The sequence below is a fragment of the Leptotrichia wadei genome, from assembly GCF_007990445.1.
In the GTDB taxonomy this organism is placed as follows: domain Bacteria; phylum Fusobacteriota; class Fusobacteriia; order Fusobacteriales; family Leptotrichiaceae; genus Leptotrichia; species Leptotrichia wadei_A.
The window spans coordinates 1,999,907-2,021,840 of the sequence record NZ_AP019841.1; the positions used below are offsets into that span (position 1 = coordinate 1,999,907).

Genomic DNA, 21,934 nt, shown 5'->3' on the forward strand with positions numbered 1-21,934 from the left:
GGAATTATAATAGAAGGAAGTGAAAATGTTAGATGTACTAAAAAATAATTTAAAAAAGTTTTCAATTTTTGTAGGTGCATTTTCGTTTGGAAGATTATTTTATAATTATGGCATTAATTTCTTTAATTTACATATAATTATATATTTTATAATCATGTTAGGAATTTGTTTTTTCGTTAGCAAATCACTAAAAATAGGATTTGAAAATGCGATTGTTGAAACTTTTTTATTAGTTTTAATTCATATATTTCAATTGAATATAAGTTTTAAATCATTTTTATATGGAGTTGCCATATTTATTTCAATTAGTTCAATTTTTAATAAAATAAGAGAGTCTGGAAAAGGAAAGGATTCCATTACAGGGATTTTATATTTATTAATTGCCTTAACAGTACTATTTGTATTTTATAAAAATCCAGGTTCTATATTGTACTTTAGAGGTGTAGAAAATATAACTAACGAAATGTTAATATTGTTTGGGTTAATAAGTTTAATTGGAAGTATTTAAATTTATTGTACCAAAAATAAAATTAAAGTTTTTGAATAAATAATTATAATTTATAAAAAATAAAAAACATAAATAGATAAAATAAAATTTGCAGAAGCGGAAAGGATAAAAGATAGAAAATGGCAAAAAAAGATTATTATGAAGTGCTTGGCGTACCTAAAAACGCTTCGGAACAGGATATAAAAAAAGCGTATAGGAGTATGGCGAAAAAATATCATCCAGATAGAAATAAGGATAATCCTGAAGCTGAAGCCAAATTTAAGGAAGTACAGGAAGCAAATGAAGTATTAAGCGATCCGCAAAAAAGAGCGGCTTATGACCAGTATGGACATGCGGCATTTGAAAATGGAGGAGCTGGAGCAGGTGGCTTTGGTGGACAAGGCTTCGGTGGACAAGGTTTTGGCGGTGCTGGCGGATTTGATTTTGAAGATTTAGGAGATATTTTTGGAAGCTTTGGAAGTTTTTTTGGTGGAAGAGGTCAAGCTCAAAGTCAAGGACCAAAAGTGCATAGAGGAGATGATTTAAGATACAACTTGGTATTAACTCTTGAAGAAGTGGCTTTTGGTGTAGAAAAAGAATTAAAATATAAAAGAAATGGACAATGTCACACTTGTCATGGAAGCGGTGCTGAACCTGGACACGGTACAAAAACATGTGATAAATGTAATGGTTCGGGACATATAAAAGTTCAGCAAAGAACATTATTTGGAATGGCAAGCGGAATACAGGAATGTGATAAGTGTCACGGAACTGGAAAAATACCTGAAAAAGAATGTCATACTTGTCATGGAACAGGTTTGGAAAGAGAAACATTTACGAAAAAGGTAAGATTCCCGTCAGGTCTTCAAACTGGACAAAAATTAATAGTAAGAGGATGTGGAGATGCAGGAGCAAACGGTGGAATCTTTGGAGATTTAAGAGTATATATAACTGTTGCAAAACATGATATTTTTGATAGAATAAGTGAATATGACATTTGTTGTGAAGTTCCTTTAAAAATGACAACAGCTATTTTAGGTGGCGAAGTAGAAGTACCTACACTTAATGGTAAGAAAAAAATTGTAATTCCAGAAGGAACTCAAAACGGAAAAATCTTTAGATTGAAAAATGAAGGAATAAAATATAGCCGAAGTGAAAACAGAGGAGATGAAATTGTAGAAATAAAAGTAGAAACTCCAACAAATCTTACTGACAAGCAAAAGGAAATTTTACGTGAATTTGACGGTTCGCTTGACAATAAGAAAAATTATAAAAAAGCTCATTCATTTAAAGACAAAATAAAAAGATTTTTCAGTAAATTTGAAAATTGAAAATTCTGGCAATCATAAAAATAAAGATTGATAAAAATTATATTATATTTAAATAAAAATACTCTGATTTAAATTAATTGGAGTATTTTTTTATTATTCCCTTTGATACCAGATTTACTTACAAAGATTAAAGACTTTTGTCAATAAATAAAATATAATTTTAATTTAATGAAATTTAATATTGAGAACAATAAACCTTTGATAACTATGTAAACTTAAAATTTAGTAAAACAAATATCCTGAAGCAGGTAAAAAACTTAAGTTATCAAATATATCAAATACTAATATCAAAAGAATTTGAATATATTCCTAAAAACAAGAATATTATAATAGAATAATAACAAAAATCACATTATTTTAAAGTATAATATTAATTAATTCAAAAAATTAAAAAAAGGAAGGAAAAGTACAATGAAAAAGTATGTAGCAGAATTTATTGGTACAGCTGTCCTAGTTCTATTCGGTTGTGGAACTGCAGCAGTTTTAGGTACAAAAGGTAGCGAAGTCAATGTCGCCTACTTAGCAACAGCCTTTGCATTTGGATTATCAATCGTAGCAATGGCCTAGGAAACATATCAGGATGCCATATCAACCCTGCAGTTTCGATCGGAGTTTTATTATCAGGAAAAATGAGCATTAAAGACTTTATTGGATATGTTATTGCTCAATTTTTAGGAGGAATCTTTGGAGCATTTATCTTAATGTCATTGATTGGAAAAGAACATGGATTAGGTACAAACGGATTATTTGATGCAAGTATTGGAAAATCATTATTAATTGAAATTATTTTAACATTTGTATTTGTAATCGCAATTTTAGGAGTCACTTCAAAAGTCTCAAATGGAGCGGTTGCAGGATTAGTAATCGGTTTGTCATTAACTTTAATTCATATTTTTGGAATTCACTTTACAGGAACATCTGTAAATCCAGCAAGAAGTTTTGGCCCAGCATTATTTATGGGTGGAGATGCATTAACATCAGTTTGGGTATTTATTGTAGCACCTCTAATTGGTGGAGCATTAGCAGCCCTTTGTTATAAATGGTTATCTGCTGAAATTGAAGAATAACGAAAATTAAAAGTTATTTTTCCTTTTAAAAATAAACTAAAAAAACTGCATTTCTTATTTATTTAAGTGCAGTTTTTATTTAATTTTTATTTTTTTAAAATCCTAATACTATTGTCAACATCACATCTTTCGAGTTTAGTTCCCATAAATGCAGCTTTAAATTCCCATTTCTCATTTATCCCAGCATTATCAACTGTATCTTCCTGTCTTCCCCAATTCATTTCCAGCTTCATCATAACAAGAAATTGAAATTTTAATAAAAAAAAACATAAATCATCCACAATAACTTTATGAATCTTTATGTTAATATCAATACTATATTTATTTTTTTGTTTAAATGGTGCCCACGCATAGTTATTTAGCTAAAAATGTGTATTTGAAAGATAAAAGTTGTCAGTAAGTTGCCAGTAAAATTTCAGTTACTTTTTTAAAATTTCTTTTCATAAAATTTCAAATTCTCACCCTAAATTGTAATATTAAATGCAACATTTTTCAAATTTCCTCAAATTTAATTTCATGTAAAAATTTTTCAAATGGTGTTGCATAGTTTAAACATTTTCTAGGTCTTGAATTTATTAGCATTAAGGTTCTTAGCAAGTCTTCTGTTTCTACTTTTGATATATCGGTCTTCTTTGGTTAAAATTCTCTTAGAAGACCGTTACTATTTTCATTGCATCCTCTCTGCCATGAGCAATAAGGATCTGCAAAATAGAAATCTATTCCCATTTCCTCTACTTTTTTCCAGTATGAAAATTCTTTTCCTCTATCTGATGTAAAAGTTTTAAATGCTTCTTTCGGAATATTTGATGTTAACTGCTTTATTGCTTCCAACATCGAATTTTTACTTCTATCTGGCATTTTTATTGCTACATAAAATCTCGTCTTTAACTCCACAAATGTTGCAAAACAAGCTTTGCTCTCTCCTCTTGACGAAACTACGGAATCCAACTCCCAATGTTCAAAAACTTCTTTTTTTTTGACTTCTTCTGGTCTTTCACTAATTGACTTTCCAATATTAAATTTTCCTCTCGTTTCTTTAGTTTTCGCTGTTTTTCCTTTTCTTGATACATCAAAAAAATTCTTATACAGCCAGTTGTAAATAGTTTTAAAAGATAATTTTCCTTTTAGTTCTGGTCCTACAATTTGTTCTGGCGACCACCTTTCACAAAGTTTAGACTCTATCAAATTCTTTAATTCAGAAGTAATTTTGTAATTTCTGCCTTTTTTACATCCTTTATTATTGGCATTTATTTGAGCTTTTTCAGCACAGTATTCACCTTTAACTCTCTTAATTTCTCGATAAATAGTAGTCTTATCTTTTTCAAGAATTTCAGCAATCCTCGCTATTTTTTAATTTTCTTTTAGCAAAACTTCTAGTTTATTTCTTTTATTTATGGTAAAATGTTTATGACTCATGATATATTTCCTTTCGTTAATGTTTTTGTGGTTACTAACATTTTAACACGAAATTATCATGAGTTCTATTTTATTTTAAAATTTGTTGCATTTTATTATACAATCTATCATTCATTGCAGTTACTTAATTTCTTTATTCCGCTAACTTCATTTAGAGGAATTGCACTAGCAATAGCGGTTAACAGTAAAAATAAAACCACAAAATTAAACCTCATTTTGCCCACTTCCATTCTATTTACTGAATTTGGACTTTGTTTAACTACCAACTCAAACTCTCCTTCTGATAATTCACTCAATATTAGTTTCTCATTGGAACATTCAAAAGTCCTTCAAAGTCTATATTTTAAAGGGTTTATAATTTAATTTGTTACCAGTACACTTATTTTATTTTAATTAAAGATATTCAATTTGTTTATCTTGATAAAAAAATATTTATTATATCATTTCAGCTACTTTTTTACGATAATTTTTTTGATTTGTTGCAATATATTAGACCTGTTCGATACTTATTATAAATTGCACAAATCAACGAAAATCTCAGGGCAAATTTTCTTCTCTTGTTTCTATAACGTGTAGACACTATCCTGAATTTCTTGATATGCCTGTTCACATGCTCTATGTAGATTCTACGTCTTGAAATAATTGAATTGTATTTCTTGTCCTCCTTAGTTAGTTTATGCTTTTTCGTCGATTTCTAGGCACCAAGCTGTTGCCGTGTATCTTATCCATACCTATGTATCCCTTGTCGGCAATTAAAAGGACATCTTTTGAAAAATGCACACGGCTTCTGCAGAACAGCCTGAAGTCATGAACGCTCCCGTGCGAAAACGATACGTTGAGTATACTTAAATCCTTTTCGTCTGCCACTATCTGAGCCTTTATAGTATGTTTTTTCCTTTTTCCTGAATAATATTTCCGCTGTTTTTTTTAGGACGCTCAATTTCACATTTCGTAGCATCAACCAGCACGACTTCTATCTCAGTGTCCCTGACAAGTTCCCTTTTTTTGGGCAAAGAAAACTCCTCGCTTTTTATCAAGATGTTTTCAACCCACTTAACGCACTCACAGACGGTACTTTTTGCAACACCGTATTCAAAGGCAATATTTTCCATAGTCCTGTAGTCACGATAGTATGAAAGCATAATTACAAGTCTGTTAAGAACAGACAGTTTTGGCGGATGTCCGCCTCTTAAATGTTCAATTCTGTATGCTTCATTCAAAAGTTTCAGCATTTTATCAAAGGTATTTTTTTTAATGCCAAAAATTTTCTGATAGTTTTTGTCTTTAAGTTTTTTTATTCTTTCAACATTGTTTATCATTTTCATCACCAGTATTATTATACCCTGATATTGGTCTTTATACAAGGTTATCGAACAGGTCTAATGTTAATTTAAAAAATTTATTCATAGTTGATTTCCTCTTTTAGTTTTTTAATATTTCCATTAGACTACATGCATTCATTTTTTGATATTTCGAAGCTTTAGAAAGTATATCTTTTTCTTTTTCTTTTGGAATATAAATTAAAATATTTTTTTCATTTTTTTCTAACCCCAACATTTTACTTAAAACAACTTTTTTAGAATCAAAAAAATTTCGTTTACTTTCACCATAACTTAGAATCATTCCTAAAGAAACTATGATATCCCAGCTACTTTTTACTTCCACCAAATTTTGGTTATCGTCTAACTTGTATAACTTTATATTTTTCTTTTTAAGTTCTTGATACGAATTAAAGTAATATTCTTTTTCTTCTTCTAATGAATTTATTTTACATTTTATATTATTTTGTTTTTCTCTAATTACAAATACAATAATTAATGAGAAAAAAATTAATACTATAGTTATACATTTTTTCATATTATATTTCCTCTTAATTCAAAAAATTTTTATATATATCTAATATTTTTATAAGAATCCGTCTTTAAAATAAATATTTATTATTGTTATTAGCATCTTTTCCTTTTCTTAATTCTGAATCTAGTTCTTTTATTATTCTTTCTATCTCTTTTTGATCAACTGATAAAGTAGATAATACATAAATTATTAATAAATCTCTTTGGTTTTCTACTTCTTTTATTTCTAAAAGCCCAAAAACAAATGAAGAAACTTTTTTTTGCATTTCTTGTAAACCTTTTTCTATAATGCTTTGAATAATTTTGGTTATTTTATTACTCTTTCTAACTTCTTTATTATATTTCCCTTCTGCCAATAAATAAGATAAATGTTCATAAACTTCTCGACCGTTTCTTACTTCTCTTAATTTATCATCATCATCTATGATTCTAAAAATTGTACCTGATCTTTTAATATATTGGTATAGTTTATAATAATAATTTCTCGTAGCATTATCAGGAAGTTTAGTTGGGTTTATATTATCTTCTATAGTTTTTACTACTTTAAATGTAATTTCTTCAACATAAGTCCTTATCATTAATGGATCTGAGCCTAAAAGATTATTTCTAAAAAAACTATCTAATTCTCTATAATGTATATAACCATACTTTAAAGCATTTTTTATTTCATTAATTTCTATTGCTGTTATTTTACCTTTTCTATTCATATGCTATAACTTCCTTTAATTTAAATTTATATCACTTTCATTGAAAGCTGTCTGTTTTAATTCTAATTCAAAATATCCTTCTCCAGCTCTAGTATTACCACTTGATGATAAAAGATTGCTGCTTAATGAAGTTTCTGGAAGTTCTTCTCCTGCTTCATTATCTTTGTCAAATAAATGTTTTACACTTTTATATTGGTTAAATAATGTTCCCATACCAAGTGTTCCCATTATTCCACTAACTATTCCTTCGCCTTCATCTTCGGGACTATTATTTTCTGAAGCTGTGGGAAGCAATCTTCCTACAATTCTTAATGTTACTTGGCTTTGAGAAGCACTCATTGTTTCACCATATATTGGGTTTGTGCTGTAAGATACTTCCAGTATTTCATCACTTGAAAGAATCACTCCGCCTTGCTGTGTCAATCCTCCCATTGCATTTGAAATTGGATTTTTATTTTCTCCATTTGAGACAAAGTTCATTGCTACATTTGGAACTGAAACATTACCTAAGCCTCCGAACGGATTATTTGATGTATTGTTATTTCCTCCAGCTATACTTACTCTAAATTTCACAATTTTTCCTCCTGTTTATTTCTTTTATTTAAATTTTTATTCTACTATTATTTTTCTAGGTATTATTCTTTTTTTCTCAACTTTTTTTCTTTCTGTTCCTAAATTATCTAATATTGTCAATAAATGTCTGAACATTTGTTCATTTGTATAATTTTCATCTGTCAAATTAAGTTTTGCATTTATATATGAAGTTATAACATCACGTTCTATAACCTCTTGCTGTAAACAAGTTACATAGAAATTTATATCAAAAATATCAAGATTTTCCTTTTTTGAAACTTCCTTTCCCCATAGTTTTAATACATGTGGATGAAAAGTTCCCCATTTATGTACTGAAGAATATTTTGTATTTATAATCTCCATCAAGTTAAAATCTCTTCTCAAATCCCTGAAATTTTGATAATCATTTCTCAATTCAGCCCCTTCTCTTGTAATAAATCTTGTTATCTCAATTTCATCTTCATTAACATTTTCACCAAGCTCCAGCACAAAACGTCCTTCCCTTACATAATATTTTCTTTCTTCTATATCTGACACTAATTTAAGTTTTAATATATATCGTTCCTCTTGTTTTGGCATATCAAATATATAATCTTCCTTCATCCAAAAAAGTTCCCCGTTGCATTTTGCCATTCCTTTTGTAATTGTCACTATTCTCTCGCTGTAATTGGGTATTAAGTCGAACCCTTTTATTATTCCATTACTTTTGTCATAATACATCAAGCTCAATACTTCAAGCGGGTTATCTCTTAATAAATCCAAATCTTCCTTTTCCAGCACATTTCCTTTTTTAAAAACTGGATATTTATTTATAAACATTATTTTTGTAATTTCCTCCTATAAAAATAAAAGGAGATAGACGGGATTGTCTACCTCCTTGTGTTACATTATGCTTCCTGAGCAGCATATCCACCTTCAATTGCAACTTCTTTAACTTTCTCTTTTTTCTGTTTGATTTTCAATGAGAATGTTCCAGTTCCTGCCTGATTTCCATAGGCCTCTTCGTAATCGACAACAAACGCATTTGTCATATCAATTTTTCTTACCATTTGTCCTGCGGATATTACCTCTAATGATACAGTTCTGTATGCATCGCTTGATTCAGCAGGTACTAACGACCATTGAGCAACCTTTCTTGTGTCATCTTCAGCATCTCCATTTGTAGCTGCCAAAATTTTCCCTTTGATTTCAAGAATAATTCCTAAATCAGTTGCTCTTGCGTTTGAATCATCAGGTGATTCTGAAAGAAATTTAACATCCAAGATGCTTTCCTTTTCTAATAAAATTTCTTCTCCTTGTCCTTTTACGTTCTAAATTGCAAATTTTTGAAATTTGATTTTAATTTCTAACTTTTATTTACTAACAACCTTCACACTTTTACCATAAAACGCTATCCCAATCTTCAAAATATTCTTTATCCCTCTAGCCTTCAACCTTGTATCATACTTTTTCTTATCTATCTGCTTCAAAGCCTCTTCTGCCTTTGCTCTCATTCCTTTTTCAGTCTTTGAAATTTTAAATTCCATAAGATATGCCTTCTCATTGCTTTTTATTGGTATCATCGCTAAATCATATCTTCCATATCCGCTCTCATTATTTGAGACAATTTCATATCTTCCCATAAGAAATCCTACAAGCCCTATCATAAATACCTGATAAATTTTTTCCATTTCACTGTCCAAATCAAAATGGCTTAACATGTTTATCATTATTTCACTCAATGTTTTCTCAAATTTTCTAATATCTCCATTTTCAAGAGCTTTTATTAAAGTATTTGTCTTTACTTCTGTTCCAAAAAATCTATTCAAAAATAAATCTCCAAAATAACTTCTTATTTCTCTGTTCGGTATTTTTAAATTATAAGTATTTTTGGATTCTATTCTTTCCGCCTGTTTTTCAGCTTTTGTCAAATATCCACTATATAAAAATAACTGCCAAATCTCATCATCATTACTCAAAAGACTTTTTATTGTAGTCCCATCCGAAATATATTTTTCAATGCTTTCTCCGTCAGTAAATTTCTTTAAATCAGTATAAACACTTTCTCCAACATTATCAAGCATATTTCCCAAAAGCATATTTCCAGAAACATTTGCCCAGTATGATTTTATTTCTTTTTCTCTTAAATAATTGACAATAGACCATGGATTGTATATTTGCTCATTTCCAAAAAGATATCCATTGTACCAGCTTCTTACTTCTTCAATTTTATATTTCATATTAAAGTAATCAAGCATTTCAATTACTTCGCTTTCCAAAAGCCCAAAGTATTCTGCATAATTTTTGCTAAGTACAGTATTCACATAAAGATTGTTTAAGCCTGAAAAAATTCCTTCCTTTATAATCCTTGTTATTCCCGTAAGAATGCCATATTTCAATGAATCATTTGTCTTTAATGCAGAACTATAAAATACTTGAAAAAATTCTATCACTTCATTGTAATAACCTTTATCAAAAGCATTTATTATTGGAGAATCATACTCATCTATCAAAACTATTACTTTTTTCCCATAATATTCACAAAGAAAATCAGACAAAAGTTCCAGTGAAGTATTGAGATCAATATCATTTTTTCTGTTTTTAATGGAATTATATATCTCTTTATCATCTTCATCCATCTTGTCTGTAATATATTGAAATTCACGATAAAGTTTTGAAATTACTTTTTTTATTTCTAAACGACACATTTCCCAGGTATCCGCTTTCAAATCCTTTAACGAAATAAATATTACAGGATATTTTCCTTGTTCACTCATATATTTACTATCAGATATTTTTAAATTTTCAAAAAGTGTTTTATTCTCATCTTTATTTTTGACATCAAAAAAATATTTAATCATTGACATATTAAGCGTTTTTCCAAATCTTCTTGGTCTTGTAAAAAGTGTTACAGGAGTTCTATTTTCAAGCATTTTTTCTATTAATAATGATTTATCCACATAATAATATCCATCTTTTATTATTCTTTCAAAGTTTTCCACCCCTACTGGAACTGCTTTTTTATTCATAAATTTTTTCCTTTCTTAGTAAACAAAAAACGATTAAATCCAAAAAAAAGAAACAATAAAACATACTATAATATACAACAAAAAAAAGAAAAGGGCAACACGTGAACTACTCCCGCTTTTAGAAGTGGGAGCTTCTTGGGAAGTATCTGCTTTTGTTAGCCAAATATATTTACCAAGCTCTTCGGGTAGTTCCTACCCTGTCTTTTTTTATTTTCTTAATATTTCAACATTTCTTTTCCAATGTTTTTTATATTCAGTGCCGCATTGTAATCTCTATCAATTTCAATTCCACAACACTCACATTTATAACTTCTTTCTGATAATTTAAGCTCCTCTTTAATATTTCCACATCTACTACAAGTTTTCGATGACGGAAACCACTTATCTATCTTCAAAAATTGTTTCCCTAAAAACATCAACTTATACTCAAGCATTCTCAAAAACATTCCCCATCCATTATCTCCTACACTTTTACCAAAATTTAATGCCTGGCTCATGCCTTTCATATTCAAATCCTCGACAACCACAGCATTATATATTTCAGACAATTTTTTCGATAATTTATGTAAAAAATCTCTTCGGCAATTTTTAATATACTCATGCAATTTTGATATTTTCGCTTTTTGCTTATACCAATTTTTAGAAAATTTCACTTTTCTTGACAATGATTTCTGCAATTTTTTCAATTTTTTCTCCAACATCCTAAAATATCTTGGATAATCAGCCCTTTGGTTTTCAGAACTGATAAATAATTCAGACATAGAAAAATCAAGCCCAATTACTTTATCATTACTTGGGATTTTTTGAATTTCTTTTTCAAATTCTGTCAAAACAGAAACATAGTAATTTCCATTACTGTTTGTCAATGTTACTGACTTTATCTTGTAATCCTTCGGTATTTCTCTATGATATTTTAATTTTATTCTTTTCAATTTTGGTAAAACCAAATATTTGTTTTCCTCAATTCGTATCGAATTGTTCACACAATTTGTCGTATAACTTTTGACACTTTTCTTTTTAGATTTGAACCTCGGAAATTTTGCCCTCTTCTGAAAAAAATTCGTAAACGATCGTTTTACATTCAATTGAGCATTTGAAAGTGCCAAACTGTCCACTTCTTTCAAAAATTGATTTTCACTTTTCAAACTAGCAGGTGTAATTATTTTATTTTTTCCAGTTTCTTCATAAAATTTATTCGCAGTATACAAAATCGTATTGTAAACAAAACGAACACATCCAAAAGTCTTGTTTATCAATAATTTCTGTTCCTTATTTGGATAAATTCTGTATTTGAATGCTAAATTATATTTCATGAAATTACACCTCCTTTTGATTTTGAATATTATTTTTAATTATTTCTTTAGAGATTTTATCATTAATGATTTCTCTTTGATATTTTATACAAAAATTGTATCATAAGAGTATCCTTTTTTCAATTTTTTTACAAAAAAAGCAATTCCTCTCCCACTTGTAGAAAGCCTACGACTTCTTGCTATCTTTTTGTTAAAATAGTTGCCAGTAAGTTGCCAATAAATTTTTAATGTATTGAAATAAATAGAAACAGATTAAGACAGGATAAAACTGCAAAGTACTATAAATAAAAGAAAAAAGTGCAATTCAGCATAAACACTGATTTGCACTATATATCACATTTTTAACTATTCTAATGGTGCCCAGACGCGGAATCGAACCACGGACACAGGGATTTTCAGTCCCTTGCTCTACCGACTGAGCTATCTGGGCATAATGGCGGGTGAACTGGGATTCGAACCCAGACATCTTGCGATTTCGCCGGTTTTCAAGACCGGTCCCTTAGCCGTTCGGACATCCACCCACAACTCTATTAAAATATTAACATTATACTTTCCAAAAAAAATACCACAATTTCAAATTATGGTCCTAAAAGAATAAATGGTACGGCCTAGGGGGATCGAACCCCTGTTGCCAGGATGAAAACCTGGAGTCCTAACCACTAGACGAAGGCCGCATAAAACTCAAATGGTGGATCCAGCTGGACTTGAACCAGCGACCGCTCGGTTATGAGCCGAGTGCTCTAACCAACTGAGCTATGGATCCATATGGCGTGCCTGAAGAGATTCGAACTCCTGGCCCACGGCTTAGAAGGCCGTTGCTCTATCCAACTGAGCTACAGGCACATATGGTTATTTAGATGGTGAGCCATACTGGGATCGAACCAGTGACACCTTGATTAAAAGTCAAGTGCTCTACCGACTGAGCTAATGGCTCATATTTTGGAGCGGGAGACGAGGGTCGAACTCGCGACATTCAGCTTGGAAGGCTGACGCTCTACCAACTGAGCTACTCCCGCATAATATGATTTGTGGTGCCTCGGGCCGGACTTGAACCGGCACGGGATAAATTCCCACAGGATTTTAAGTCCTGTGCGTCTACCGATTTCGCCACCAAGGCATTGGTAACCTTATTTTTAGCATTTCTTTTACTTATTCACAACTACTCAATTAGTATATCATATCTAAATTATATTGTCAACACTTTTTTTCGATTTTTTTACATTTTTTTTAAAAGTGTATTGTATAATCAAATGCAACAAAAAAATATATTAAAAAAACATAGTAAAAATGATATACTAAAATCTCTTACAAAATTAGAAAGGATCATTCTTACTATGTAAAATAATAATAACATAAATTTAAAAAAGTCACTATAAATATTTAGCTTTTTCCTTTATTTTTCAACATATTCCCTTATAATTTTTTCTGCCTTTTGAGCTATTTCATCATAAGTTCCTTCTGGCTTAAATTTTTCCAGCACTGCTACCTCAATCTTTTTAGGCTTTGGAAATTTCATATATCTCGAATATGCCTCAAATGCTCCTTTTATACCAATACATTGAATATCAATATTTAATTCCTTTGCTATAATAGCAAATACTTTTTTAAATTGGGCAACTTTTCCATCTTTTGTTCTCGCACCTTCTGGAAAAATTACAATACTTTTTCCGCTTTTTAAATATCCTACAATTTCTTCCACACTTTTTCTGACATTTTTATTAATATCAATTAATACAACATTTCCATTTGAAACAAGCAGTTTCATTACACCTTTTTTAAAATACCAGTCAATTGCTAAAAATAATGTATTAAAAACAATTTTTCCAGGAAATAATGAACCTAAAATTAATGGATCTACAAAACTTTGGTGATTTGATACAAAAATTTGTGGATCATTTGTTAATTTTTTCTTGTCAATTTTTCTCACTCTAAAATACAAGTCAACAACTGGCTGTAATGCTTTTAAGAATCTTGTCACCCAACGCTTTTTATTGTCTTGTATAGGCTTCGTTTCACTGATAATTTGCTTCCAGTCTACATCATTATCTTCAAATTTTGTAGCTTTTTGGTTAATATATTCAGATAATAATTTTAAATTCGGCATTTCAGCAAATTTTTCTTCATCCAGCTGAATTCCAAAACTATTTTCAATAAATGCAAAAAATTCTACAATATCAAGGGAATCCATTCCAATTTCAAGTTCCAGATTTTCTTCTGGCTGCGGCTCAATTCCTTTGTTTTTCTTGACATATTCCTTTAATATTTTATATGCTTCATCTGTTGGCTCAGGTGTTTTTTCTTTTTTTACAATTTCATTTTTTTCATATAAATCAGGCAACATGAATCTACGTATTTTTCCAACCCGAGTTTTTGGCAACTCTTCCTCAAATAACTTATAATCAAGAACCTTCTCATAGTTATGTGCCTTCAAATTATAATCTTCTACAATATTTCTAATATAAGCCTTTGTATTTGTAATTCCACGTTTTCTAAATTCCAGCAATTCTGGAACAATTATTGCAGCCAGTTTATTCTGATGATTAAAAATTCCAATTTCCTTAATTAAGCCATTACTTTTTGCAATTACTCTATTTTCAAGCGTTTCTGGATCAATATTCTTACCATTTGACAAGACAATCATCGTATTTTTTCTTCCACGAATTGTAACAAATCCTTCTTCATCAATTGTCGCTAAATCTCCTGTTTTGAACCATCCATCTTCAGTAATCACTTCTGCTGTCTTTTCAGGTTTATTGTAATATCCCTTCATAACAATTGGTCCCTTAACCCATAATTCTTCATCTACAATTTTTATATCTACATTATATAACTTTTTCCCAACAGTTCCAATTTTTCTCTCTTTTTTTGAATTTACAGCAATAACTGGAGAAGTTTCAGTAAGTCCATAACCTTCCAAAGCATAAAATCCCAATGTTTCGTAAAATTTTGAAATTTCAGGATCCATTTTCGCTCCACCAACGACGATAAAATCAAGGTGACCTCCAAACTTTTTATGAACTTTCGCAAAAACTTTTCTTTTTATTTTCAATGATTTTACATTGCTCATCATTTTATAAATAAATCTTGTAATAAATTTTGCATCAATTTGCTGCTTTATCCCATCATAGAACATTTTAAATACTCTAGGCACTCCAATTATGGCAGTTACCCTATTTTTTTCAAGCGCTTCAAATATTTCCTTACTAGCGATTTTTTTCGCAAATACGACTGATGTCTGATATTTCATCATCAAAAGCACGCTCGCAGTTAAAGGCAAAACATGATGAAACGGCAATATTGCTAAAATCTGATCTCTATAATCAAATATTCCCTTTTCATAAAGCCCTTCCATTTCAGTATTTAAATTATTAAACGACAGCATTACTCCTTTTGGATTCCCTGTTGTTCCTGAAGTATAAAGCATAGCGGCTGTTTCATCTCCAGTCGGATTACCCAGCTCAAATTGCATATTTTTTATAACATCCATTTTTTCCAGCTCAATAGTAATTTTATCCACATTTACTAATTTTATGCTGCTTTTTAAGCTATATTTGTCAACTGCTTCCAAAACATTTTTTTCTGTTTCATCTGAACAAAAAACCACATTTGGATGTGAATCTTCCAGCACATATAAAATTTCATTTGGATTACTATTGGCATCAATGGCAATTCCAGCAGATCTTTTATCCCATACGGAAAAAAAGCTGTAAATCCATTCTGGACGATTTTCCATAACAATCAGCCCAAATTTTTCACTTCCTAAATCAACTATATATTCAGAAAAATATTTTATATTATTTATCAAGTCAATATAATTAATATGTTTATTCTCAAAATCAACTAACGCCAATCTTTCTGTTCTTTCTAAAAACATAATTTTCCTCCTTTTTTTACATTTTTCAAAATTCAATTAAGTATATCATAATCACAGATAAAATTCAATTTTAGATTATTTTGATTATTTAAATATTTGTTTATAAAATTAATTATGATAAATAAATTCATTATAGTTTTACTAACAAACGAAATATTTCTATTGATTATTCTAAAATATATTGTAAAATATAAAAGACAATTTTAGAAAGGAAAATTAAGATTATGAAACAAATTTTTATTGTAGCTACAACTTATACAAAGCCATTAGATGAAGTGGGAAAATTTAGACAAGATCACTTTGCATTTATTCAAAAAAATATTGATGCTGGAAAATTTATCGCAGGAGGACGTCAAAATCCGCCAACAGGAGGACTTATCTTGGCATATAACGTAACAAGGGAAGAACTTGAAGAAATATTAAAGGAAGACCCTTATTATAAAAATAATCTAATTGAAACTGTGATAACTGAATTTACACCTGCATTGCTTGATAAGGAATTTGAAAAATATTCTAAATAAATAATAAAAAGTATTTTTAGAATTATCTAACTTAATCCGGTGACTTAATATAAATAATTTGAATAAACAAATTCTAAGTGAAATAATTATTAATTTAGATAGTTCAAGAACATAATTTAAATTATTTTTAAGTATATTAATTCAATAAAAAAGAACCTGCTCTATAATTAACAAAAATAGAAACAGGTTCTTTATTTCATATTTAACTTACTATCAAACTATCAAAAACTTAAAAAATTAATACCATCCTCTTAATTTCATTGCTTTTGAAATTCTTTCAATACTCTTCATATAAGCGGCATTTCTTAAATCTACTTTATATTCATCTGCTAAAGCCCATACATCTTCAAATGCTCCTGACAATAATGCAGCTTCTTTTTGTTGAACTTCATCAAATGGCCAATAGTAACTTTGCAAGTTTTGTACCCATTCAAAGTATGAAACTACAACTCCACCTGAATTTGCTAAGATATCAGGAACAACTACGATTCCTTTTTTGAATAAAATTTCATCAGCTTCAGGAGTTGTTGGTCCGTTTGCTCCTTCTGCAACTACTTTTGCTTTAACTCTGTCAGCATTTTCAGAAGTAATTTGATTTTCTAATGCACAAGGCGCTAAAACATCAACTTCCAATTCTAATAATTCAGCATTTGTAATATCTTTTCCATATCCTTTGTTTTCTGTAATACGTCCATTTGCTTCAAAATCTTTGATTACAGCTTCCATGTCAATTCCATTTTCATTATAAATTGCAACATGTGAATTTGAGAAGGCTACAATTTTTGCACCATCTTTGTGTGCATAATAAGCTGTATAGAATCCAACATTTCCAAATCCTTGTACAGCATAAGTTGCACCTTTTACATCAATGTTTAATTTTGCTAAAGCTTTTTTAGCTGTCAAATTAACTCCGTAACCAGTTGCTTCTGTTCTTGCAAGAGATCCTCCAAATTCTAAAGGTTTTCCTGTAAATACACCTTTTGTCGATTTTCCTGTAACTTCTTCATAAGCATCAACCATCCAAGACATAATTTGTCCATTTGTATTAACATCTGGAGCTGGTATGTCAACTTTTTCTCCGATAATTGGAGAAATTGCTTTTGCAAATCCTTTAGAAATTCTTTCTAATTCATCTTTAGAATATTCTTTAGGATCAATTGCCATTCCACCTTTTCCACCACCGTAAGGGATTCCTGCAACTGAACATTTAAATGTCATCCAAGTTGATAGAGCTTTTACTTCATCTCTTGTTACGCCTGGATGGAATCTAAGTCCACCTTTAAAGGGTCCTACCGCATTGTTATGCTGTGATCTATATCCTATAAATGTCTTAACTGTTCCATTGTCTAATTTTACTGGGAACGACACTTCCAACACTCTCATAGGATTTTTCAAAATTTCATAAACAGCTGGATCTGCATTTAATTTATCACAAGCTGATTTAATTTGCTTTTGCGCAATTTCAAATGGATTCAATGTTTCTTTTGCCATCTTTTCTACCTCTCTTTTTTCTAGTCTATTTGATTTTCAACTTTCCTGCCGAAGATCTTCTCTACTTGTATATAATACTACAATTCCACATAAATTTGCAAGCATTTTTTCACTCACATTTCTTATTTTTTACATGTGAAAAATCCCAAAAATTCAATTTTTATCGCATATTCTTACCAATTCAAATCTTTAAAAAAAATTTATTTTTTTCTACTTTTCTTCTGAAAATTCATCCACTCAAACACATTTTCAAATATCTAAAAACTAATAAATTTCTTAACAGTCTTATTATCAAACAAATTATCTATTATCATATTTTATTAGATTTTTTCGATAAATTGATATTTAATTTTCAATTTTCTCTGTCATTGTAATAAAAAAATTCTTCAATTTCATCTTTTATTTGCAAATAAACAATTTTATCATTGGAAAATTCTATGATTTTTTTCACAAAAAATAGTATAATATAAAAAAGTTTTTAAAAATTGAGGTGAAAAATGAAATTAGAAAATTATACTTTTGATGAGAAAGCAACAAAAATTTTAGAAAAATTAAATTCGAATGGGAATAAAGGGTATTTTGTTGGAGGCTGTTTACGAGATGTTCTTTTAGGTAAAATTCCAAAAGATATCGACATTGCAACAAATATGGGATATAATGATATAAAAAAAATATTTTCTGATTATCCGACAAAGGAAGTTGGAAAAGCTTTTGGAATTTTGATAATTCATTATGAAGATGAAAATTTTGAGATTGCAAAATTTAGAACAGATATTGGGAGCGATGGGAGAAGACCAGATTCTGTTGAGTTTGTGAACGATATTGAAGATGATTTATTGCGAAGGGATTTTACATTTAATGCGATGGCATTTAATGAAAAGGATGGACTTATTGATATTTTTAACGGACAAGAAGATATTAAAAATAAGATTATTCGATTTGTTGGGAAACCGAAAAAACGGTTGCAAGAAGATGGACTTCGACTGATGAGAGCTTTTAGATTTATGAGTCAATTGGGATTTGATTTCGAGAAAAATACAGAAATTGCGATAAAAGAAAATATTCATGTGTTAGAAAAAATTTCTCAAGAACGAATTACAAGTGAATTAAATAAATTAATTGTTGGAAAATATGCTGTTAAAAGTTTTGAAAAAATGAAAGAATTAAAGGTTCTCGATTATGTTTTACCTGAGTTAAAAGTGATTTATGATTTTGATCAGAATAATCCGTATCACAAATTTACACTTTGGGAACATAGCATGAATGTACTTGATGGCGTGAGTCCTGAATTAACAACACGTTGGAGTGCACTTCTTCACGATATTGGAAAACCTGAAGCAAAAACTGTTGATGAAAAAACTGGATATTTTCATTTTTACAAGCATGAAATTATTGGAGCTTCCATTGCAAAACGAATTATGTCTAGACTTGGTCAATCAAACAACATAAGAGATGATGTCTACACAATTGTAAAAAATCATATGAAATTACATAATAGCCAAAGTGAAAAAACAATAAAAACATTGATTAGCAACTACGGTGAATTAAATACTAAAAGATTAATTGATTTAGCAATTTCTGATGATGGTGGAAAAGGTCACGAAAATGACAGAAATGATAATTTGTGGAAAACTTTTTATCATATTGTGGAAAACATGAAAGTTCCTACGATAAATTCTTTAAATATCAACGGTTACGACTTAATGGAACTTGGAATTTATAATAAAGAAATTCAGAAAGTGAAAAAATATTTATTAAATGAACTTTTAGAAGGGAATATTGAAAATTCTAAAGAAGAATTGATTGAAAAAGTTAAGGAATATATTCTTAAAAATTAGTTTTTTAGAAAAATATCGAGGGATTTCTTTATCATTCTAGAAAGTGTAAAAATTTAAAGTGTAAAAATTTTTGCGTAAATAAAATAGCAAAGTAATGAATTTACTAGCTTCATCTATCCATTTACACAAAATTCTGTACACACTTTTATTATCTTTGAAATAAAAATTTGAGAGTGTAAATTTTTTGTATAATCATAGTAATAGTCCTTTAAATTGGCATATTTATCCACATAACTATACAAACTTTTAAACACTCCCTATTTTTATTTCATACAATTCAAATTATTTTCTTTTAACTTTCTTCTGAAAATTCATCCACTCAAACACATTTTCGAACGTTTTCCCTTTCAACTGAGCCTTTTCACTTCCACCTTTTCCAGCATTACTCGGTTCAAACCCAAAAGTTGTCTCATCTTTAGAATTTCTTATTTTATCTCGATTTTGTACACCTTCTACTTGATTATTCAAAAAATATATCCATGAAAAATGTCCTGGAAATCTAGAGTTTGGTTCATCTGTTCCAGTTACATTTTCATAATATGAATACCAAGCATTGTCAGCTCCAGCCTTCAATAAATCTCTATATGTTGGAAGCGAGAATTTCTGCGGTGTAACAATCCCATCATCTGCCGCTGCAATAAACCAAACTGGTGTTTTTTTCATTTTTTGAATTTTTTCTTTTGTTACCCATAATTTTTTAGTTTCCTCAAATTTTGAAACCGCACTATTTTCTCCACCTGCAGAAACTTCAATATCTTTTGCTTTGTAAGTTCCATCTGCATTTCTAGCATACTCATGGTAAGCATATGCCTCACAAATTGGTACAGCTGCTGCAAAATAGTCTGGATAAGTGATTATCATGTTTACTGTCATATATCCACCATTTGAATCTCCAGCAAGATAAATTCTTTCTGCATCAACAGATGGATTATGTTTCACATATTCTTTAATTGTATCCATTAAAATTTGCGTATATCGTGAAACTCCACTTCCGTTACCATTTGTCCCATCGCCTTCGTCCATCCAATAAGTAGGCGATTGAACAGCCAATACAAAGGCTCCTTTTGTATCAGTTCCTTTCGTAGTAAAATATTTTTGAATTTCTTCTTTCGCAAGTGCCGAAGTTTCTGTACCCAAAATATCAATATCAGGATCTGTTCCACCTTCACCTTGTCCATGAAGCCAAATAATTAGCGGTTTTTTATCTCCTTTTTTCAAAGTTTCTGGCTCATAAGCCGCCATTTCCAATTTCAAATTTTCCACTTTTTTCGTAATCGGATTTTTGTAATTTCCACTAAAAGAATTTCTATAAGTGAACAATTCCGTATCAGTCGAAACTCGATTATTAATCACATCCTCCTTTTTATTAACTGCATAATTTTTCCCATCAACAGTAACTTTTCCATCAATTTCTACAACATATTCTTTCGCCCATTCATTAAAAAATTTCTTCATGTTATAAGAAAATGGAGAACCTTCATATTTCAAAGTTTTCTGATTAAATACATTTTCCAATTCAAGCGTAACAATCCCAGTATCAAAGGCTTTTTCTCCTTTATTATCCGAAACATACACATTAGTTACCTTTCTCTCAACTCCATCTGTCTTAACTTTCCAGTCATTTTTATCAAGCCCTGTAATTCGATAATTATCCATTTTCATAATAATTTTACTCACAGTAGGCCCACTCTCAAAACCTTTTACAAAAATACTGATTTTTTTTATTCCGTTATAATTTTCTAATTTCACAGCCTTTTCACTAACCTTCCTATTATCAACTTTCTTTATATTTACTTTTCCCTTACTTTCACGTGTTGAACTATTTCCAATTATCCCTATCGCTAATACAGAAAACAATGCAATCATTAATTTTTTTCTCATAATTAAATTCTCCTTCTTTTAATAAATTATTGTACAATAAAATTTTCAAAAAAGGCAGGAGCCAAAACTCCCGCCAAATTTATCATTTTTAAGTTCTACATCAATGATATACTGCAAAACTTAAACTATATTTTTATTTTGTTAAACTTCCTTTATTTAATTTTGGATTCTTTGAAAATACAAATGTTAATACAAATGCCAATCCAAAAGCAACTATAGAAGCCAGCCAGAATCCCAATTGATGAGCACCTTCAAATTTAATTGATAAGAATGCTAATGCGATTCCTCCAACTCCAATTCCATTTGCCAATACATTAAATCCTGTAGAAATAACTGCTGCTAATGCTGAAGCTGTTATTGCCGCATAGAATGGGTACATATATTTCAAGTTTGCTCCGAATAATGCTGGTTCTGTAATTCCAAAACAAGCTGATACAGTTGAAGATAATGAAACTGATTCTTGTTTTTTATCTTGTTTATAAATAAAGTATGTTGCAAAAACTGCACCTGACTGAGCCATATTTGACAAAGCAATCAATGGCCAAATGTTCCGCCTGAAGCTGCCGCCAATTGT

The 21,934-nt window shown here is 29.7% G+C and carries 20 protein-coding genes, 8 tRNA genes and 2 pseudogenes; 6 read left to right on the plus strand and 24 right to left on the minus strand.

Annotated elements, in window-relative coordinates; genetic code table 11:
• Window positions 1-25: 25 nt before the first annotated feature.
• From FVE74_RS09425 to FVE74_RS09435, 4 genes are all read left to right on the plus strand, one after another.
• Window positions 26-508, plus strand: a complete 483-nt coding sequence (locus FVE74_RS09425) for a phosphatidate cytidylyltransferase (protein ID WP_147004293.1) — start codon at window positions 26-28, stop codon at window positions 506-508.
• A 119-nt stretch (window positions 509-627) separates the two neighbouring features.
• The gene (dnaJ, locus tag FVE74_RS09430) at window positions 628-1,818 is read left to right on the plus strand and encodes a molecular chaperone DnaJ (protein ID WP_147004294.1); all 1,191 of its coding nucleotides are present in this window, start codon (window positions 628-630) and stop codon (window positions 1,816-1,818) included.
• A gap of 411 nt (window positions 1,819-2,229) precedes the next feature.
• On the plus strand, window positions 2,230-2,385 hold the full coding sequence (locus FVE74_RS12240) for an aquaporin (protein WP_197735151.1): 156 nt from the start codon (window positions 2,230-2,232) through the stop codon (window positions 2,383-2,385).
• A 38-nt stretch (window positions 2,386-2,423) separates the two neighbouring features.
• Entirely contained in the window at window positions 2,424-2,885 is a 462-nt protein-coding gene (locus FVE74_RS09435; protein ID WP_332094863.1) for an MIP/aquaporin family protein, read from the plus strand.
• Window positions 2,886-2,971: 86 nt separating this feature from the next.
• Here FVE74_RS09435 and FVE74_RS12155 read toward each other — a convergent pair whose 3' ends face one another.
• The 21 genes and pseudogenes from FVE74_RS12155 to FVE74_RS09535 all read right to left on the minus strand — a co-directional run bounded on the left by FVE74_RS12155 (window position 2,972) and on the right by FVE74_RS09535 (window position 15,629).
• Window positions 2,972-3,106 (minus strand): hypothetical protein, encoded by a 135-nt coding sequence (locus FVE74_RS12155; protein ID WP_269473150.1) that lies wholly within the window; start codon window positions 3,104-3,106, stop codon window positions 2,972-2,974.
• A gap of 271 nt (window positions 3,107-3,377) precedes the next feature.
• Window positions 3,378-4,301: pseudogene (locus FVE74_RS09440) on the minus strand (IS30 family transposase).
• Window positions 4,302-4,758: 457 nt separating this feature from the next.
• A pseudogene (locus tag FVE74_RS12295) lies at window positions 4,759-4,977 on the minus strand (transposase family protein); the annotation flags it as partial.
• Window positions 4,971-5,168 (minus strand): hypothetical protein, encoded by a 198-nt coding sequence (locus FVE74_RS12300; RefSeq protein ID WP_420028883.1) that lies wholly within the window; start codon window positions 5,166-5,168, stop codon window positions 4,971-4,973. The pseudogene FVE74_RS12295 and the gene FVE74_RS12300, both read right to left, overlap by 7 nt.
• A gap of 11 nt (window positions 5,169-5,179) precedes the next feature.
• The gene (locus FVE74_RS09455) at window positions 5,180-5,620 is read right to left on the minus strand and encodes a helix-turn-helix domain-containing protein (RefSeq protein WP_172617467.1); all 441 of its coding nucleotides are present in this window, start codon (window positions 5,618-5,620) and stop codon (window positions 5,180-5,182) included.
• 103 nt (window positions 5,621-5,723) lie between these two features.
• On the minus strand, window positions 5,724-6,158 hold the full coding sequence (locus FVE74_RS09460; protein ID WP_147004296.1) for a hypothetical protein: 435 nt from the start codon (window positions 6,156-6,158) through the stop codon (window positions 5,724-5,726).
• Window positions 6,159-6,222: 64 nt separating this feature from the next.
• Window positions 6,223-6,861 carry a hypothetical protein gene (locus FVE74_RS09465; protein WP_147004297.1) on the minus strand — a complete coding sequence of 213 codons (639 nt, stop codon included), beginning with the start codon at window positions 6,859-6,861 and terminating at the stop codon, window positions 6,223-6,225.
• A 15-nt stretch (window positions 6,862-6,876) separates the two neighbouring features.
• Window positions 6,877-7,434 (minus strand): hypothetical protein, encoded by a 558-nt coding sequence (locus FVE74_RS09470; protein WP_147004298.1) that lies wholly within the window; start codon window positions 7,432-7,434, stop codon window positions 6,877-6,879.
• A 36-nt stretch (window positions 7,435-7,470) separates the two neighbouring features.
• On the minus strand, window positions 7,471-8,253 hold the full coding sequence (locus FVE74_RS09475) for a hypothetical protein (RefSeq protein ID WP_147004299.1): 783 nt from the start codon (window positions 8,251-8,253) through the stop codon (window positions 7,471-7,473).
• 68 nt (window positions 8,254-8,321) lie between these two features.
• A complete protein-coding gene (locus tag FVE74_RS09480) occupies window positions 8,322-8,696 on the minus strand; it encodes a hypothetical protein (RefSeq protein ID WP_232053947.1) in 375 nt (124 codons plus the stop codon).
• A 90-nt stretch (window positions 8,697-8,786) separates the two neighbouring features.
• Entirely contained in the window at window positions 8,787-10,442 is a 1,656-nt protein-coding gene (locus FVE74_RS09485) for an AAA family ATPase (RefSeq protein WP_147004301.1), read from the minus strand.
• Between the two features lie 215 nt (window positions 10,443-10,657).
• Window positions 10,658-11,755 carry an RNA-guided endonuclease TnpB family protein gene (locus tag FVE74_RS09490; protein WP_147004302.1) on the minus strand — a complete coding sequence of 366 codons (1,098 nt, stop codon included), beginning with the start codon at window positions 11,753-11,755 and terminating at the stop codon, window positions 10,658-10,660.
• Window positions 11,756-12,109: 354 nt separating this feature from the next.
• Window positions 12,110-12,185 (minus strand) — tRNA-Phe (locus tag FVE74_RS09495).
• 4 nt (window positions 12,186-12,189) lie between these two features.
• Window positions 12,190-12,276, minus strand: a tRNA-Ser gene (locus FVE74_RS09500).
• A 78-nt stretch (window positions 12,277-12,354) separates the two neighbouring features.
• Window positions 12,355-12,429 (minus strand) — tRNA-Glu (locus FVE74_RS09505).
• 12 nt (window positions 12,430-12,441) lie between these two features.
• Window positions 12,442-12,518 (minus strand) — tRNA-Ile (locus FVE74_RS09510).
• 3 nt (window positions 12,519-12,521) lie between these two features.
• Window positions 12,522-12,598, minus strand: a tRNA-Arg gene (locus tag FVE74_RS09515).
• Between the two features lie 15 nt (window positions 12,599-12,613).
• Window positions 12,614-12,689, minus strand: a tRNA-Lys gene (locus FVE74_RS09520).
• A 6-nt stretch (window positions 12,690-12,695) separates the two neighbouring features.
• Window positions 12,696-12,771: transfer RNA gene (locus FVE74_RS09525), tRNA-Gly, on the minus strand.
• Between the two features lie 13 nt (window positions 12,772-12,784).
• Window positions 12,785-12,872: transfer RNA gene (locus tag FVE74_RS09530), tRNA-Leu, on the minus strand.
• A gap of 276 nt (window positions 12,873-13,148) precedes the next feature.
• Window positions 13,149-15,629, minus strand: a complete 2,481-nt coding sequence (locus FVE74_RS09535) for an AMP-binding protein (protein WP_147004303.1) — start codon at window positions 15,627-15,629, stop codon at window positions 13,149-13,151.
• A gap of 224 nt (window positions 15,630-15,853) precedes the next feature.
• Here FVE74_RS09535 and FVE74_RS09540 point away from each other — a divergent pair, with 224 nt between their 5' ends.
• The gene (locus FVE74_RS09540) at window positions 15,854-16,150 is read left to right on the plus strand and encodes a YciI family protein (protein ID WP_147004304.1); all 297 of its coding nucleotides are present in this window, start codon (window positions 15,854-15,856) and stop codon (window positions 16,148-16,150) included.
• Window positions 16,151-16,387: 237 nt separating this feature from the next.
• Here the strand turns inward: FVE74_RS09540 and FVE74_RS09545 are convergent, their stop codons facing one another.
• Window positions 16,388-17,641, minus strand: coding sequence for a Glu/Leu/Phe/Val family dehydrogenase (locus tag FVE74_RS09545; protein ID WP_147004305.1), 1,254 nt, complete (start codon window positions 17,639-17,641; stop codon window positions 16,388-16,390).
• Between the two features lie 497 nt (window positions 17,642-18,138).
• Between FVE74_RS09545 and FVE74_RS09550 the strand changes: the two genes are divergently transcribed.
• Window positions 18,139-19,479 (plus strand): CCA tRNA nucleotidyltransferase, encoded by a 1,341-nt coding sequence (locus FVE74_RS09550; RefSeq protein ID WP_147004306.1) that lies wholly within the window; start codon window positions 18,139-18,141, stop codon window positions 19,477-19,479.
• A 282-nt stretch (window positions 19,480-19,761) separates the two neighbouring features.
• On the opposite strand, the gene FVE74_RS09555 is transcribed toward FVE74_RS09550, so the two are convergent.
• Both FVE74_RS09555 and FVE74_RS09560 read right to left on the minus strand, forming a co-directional pair.
• Entirely contained in the window at window positions 19,762-21,360 is a 1,599-nt protein-coding gene (locus FVE74_RS09555) for a prolyl oligopeptidase family serine peptidase (RefSeq protein WP_147004307.1), read from the minus strand.
• A gap of 133 nt (window positions 21,361-21,493) precedes the next feature.
• On the minus strand, window positions 21,494-21,898 hold the full coding sequence (locus FVE74_RS09560; protein WP_232053952.1) for a PTS transporter subunit EIIC: 405 nt from the start codon (window positions 21,896-21,898) through the stop codon (window positions 21,494-21,496).
• Window positions 21,899-21,934: the final 36 nt, after the last annotated feature.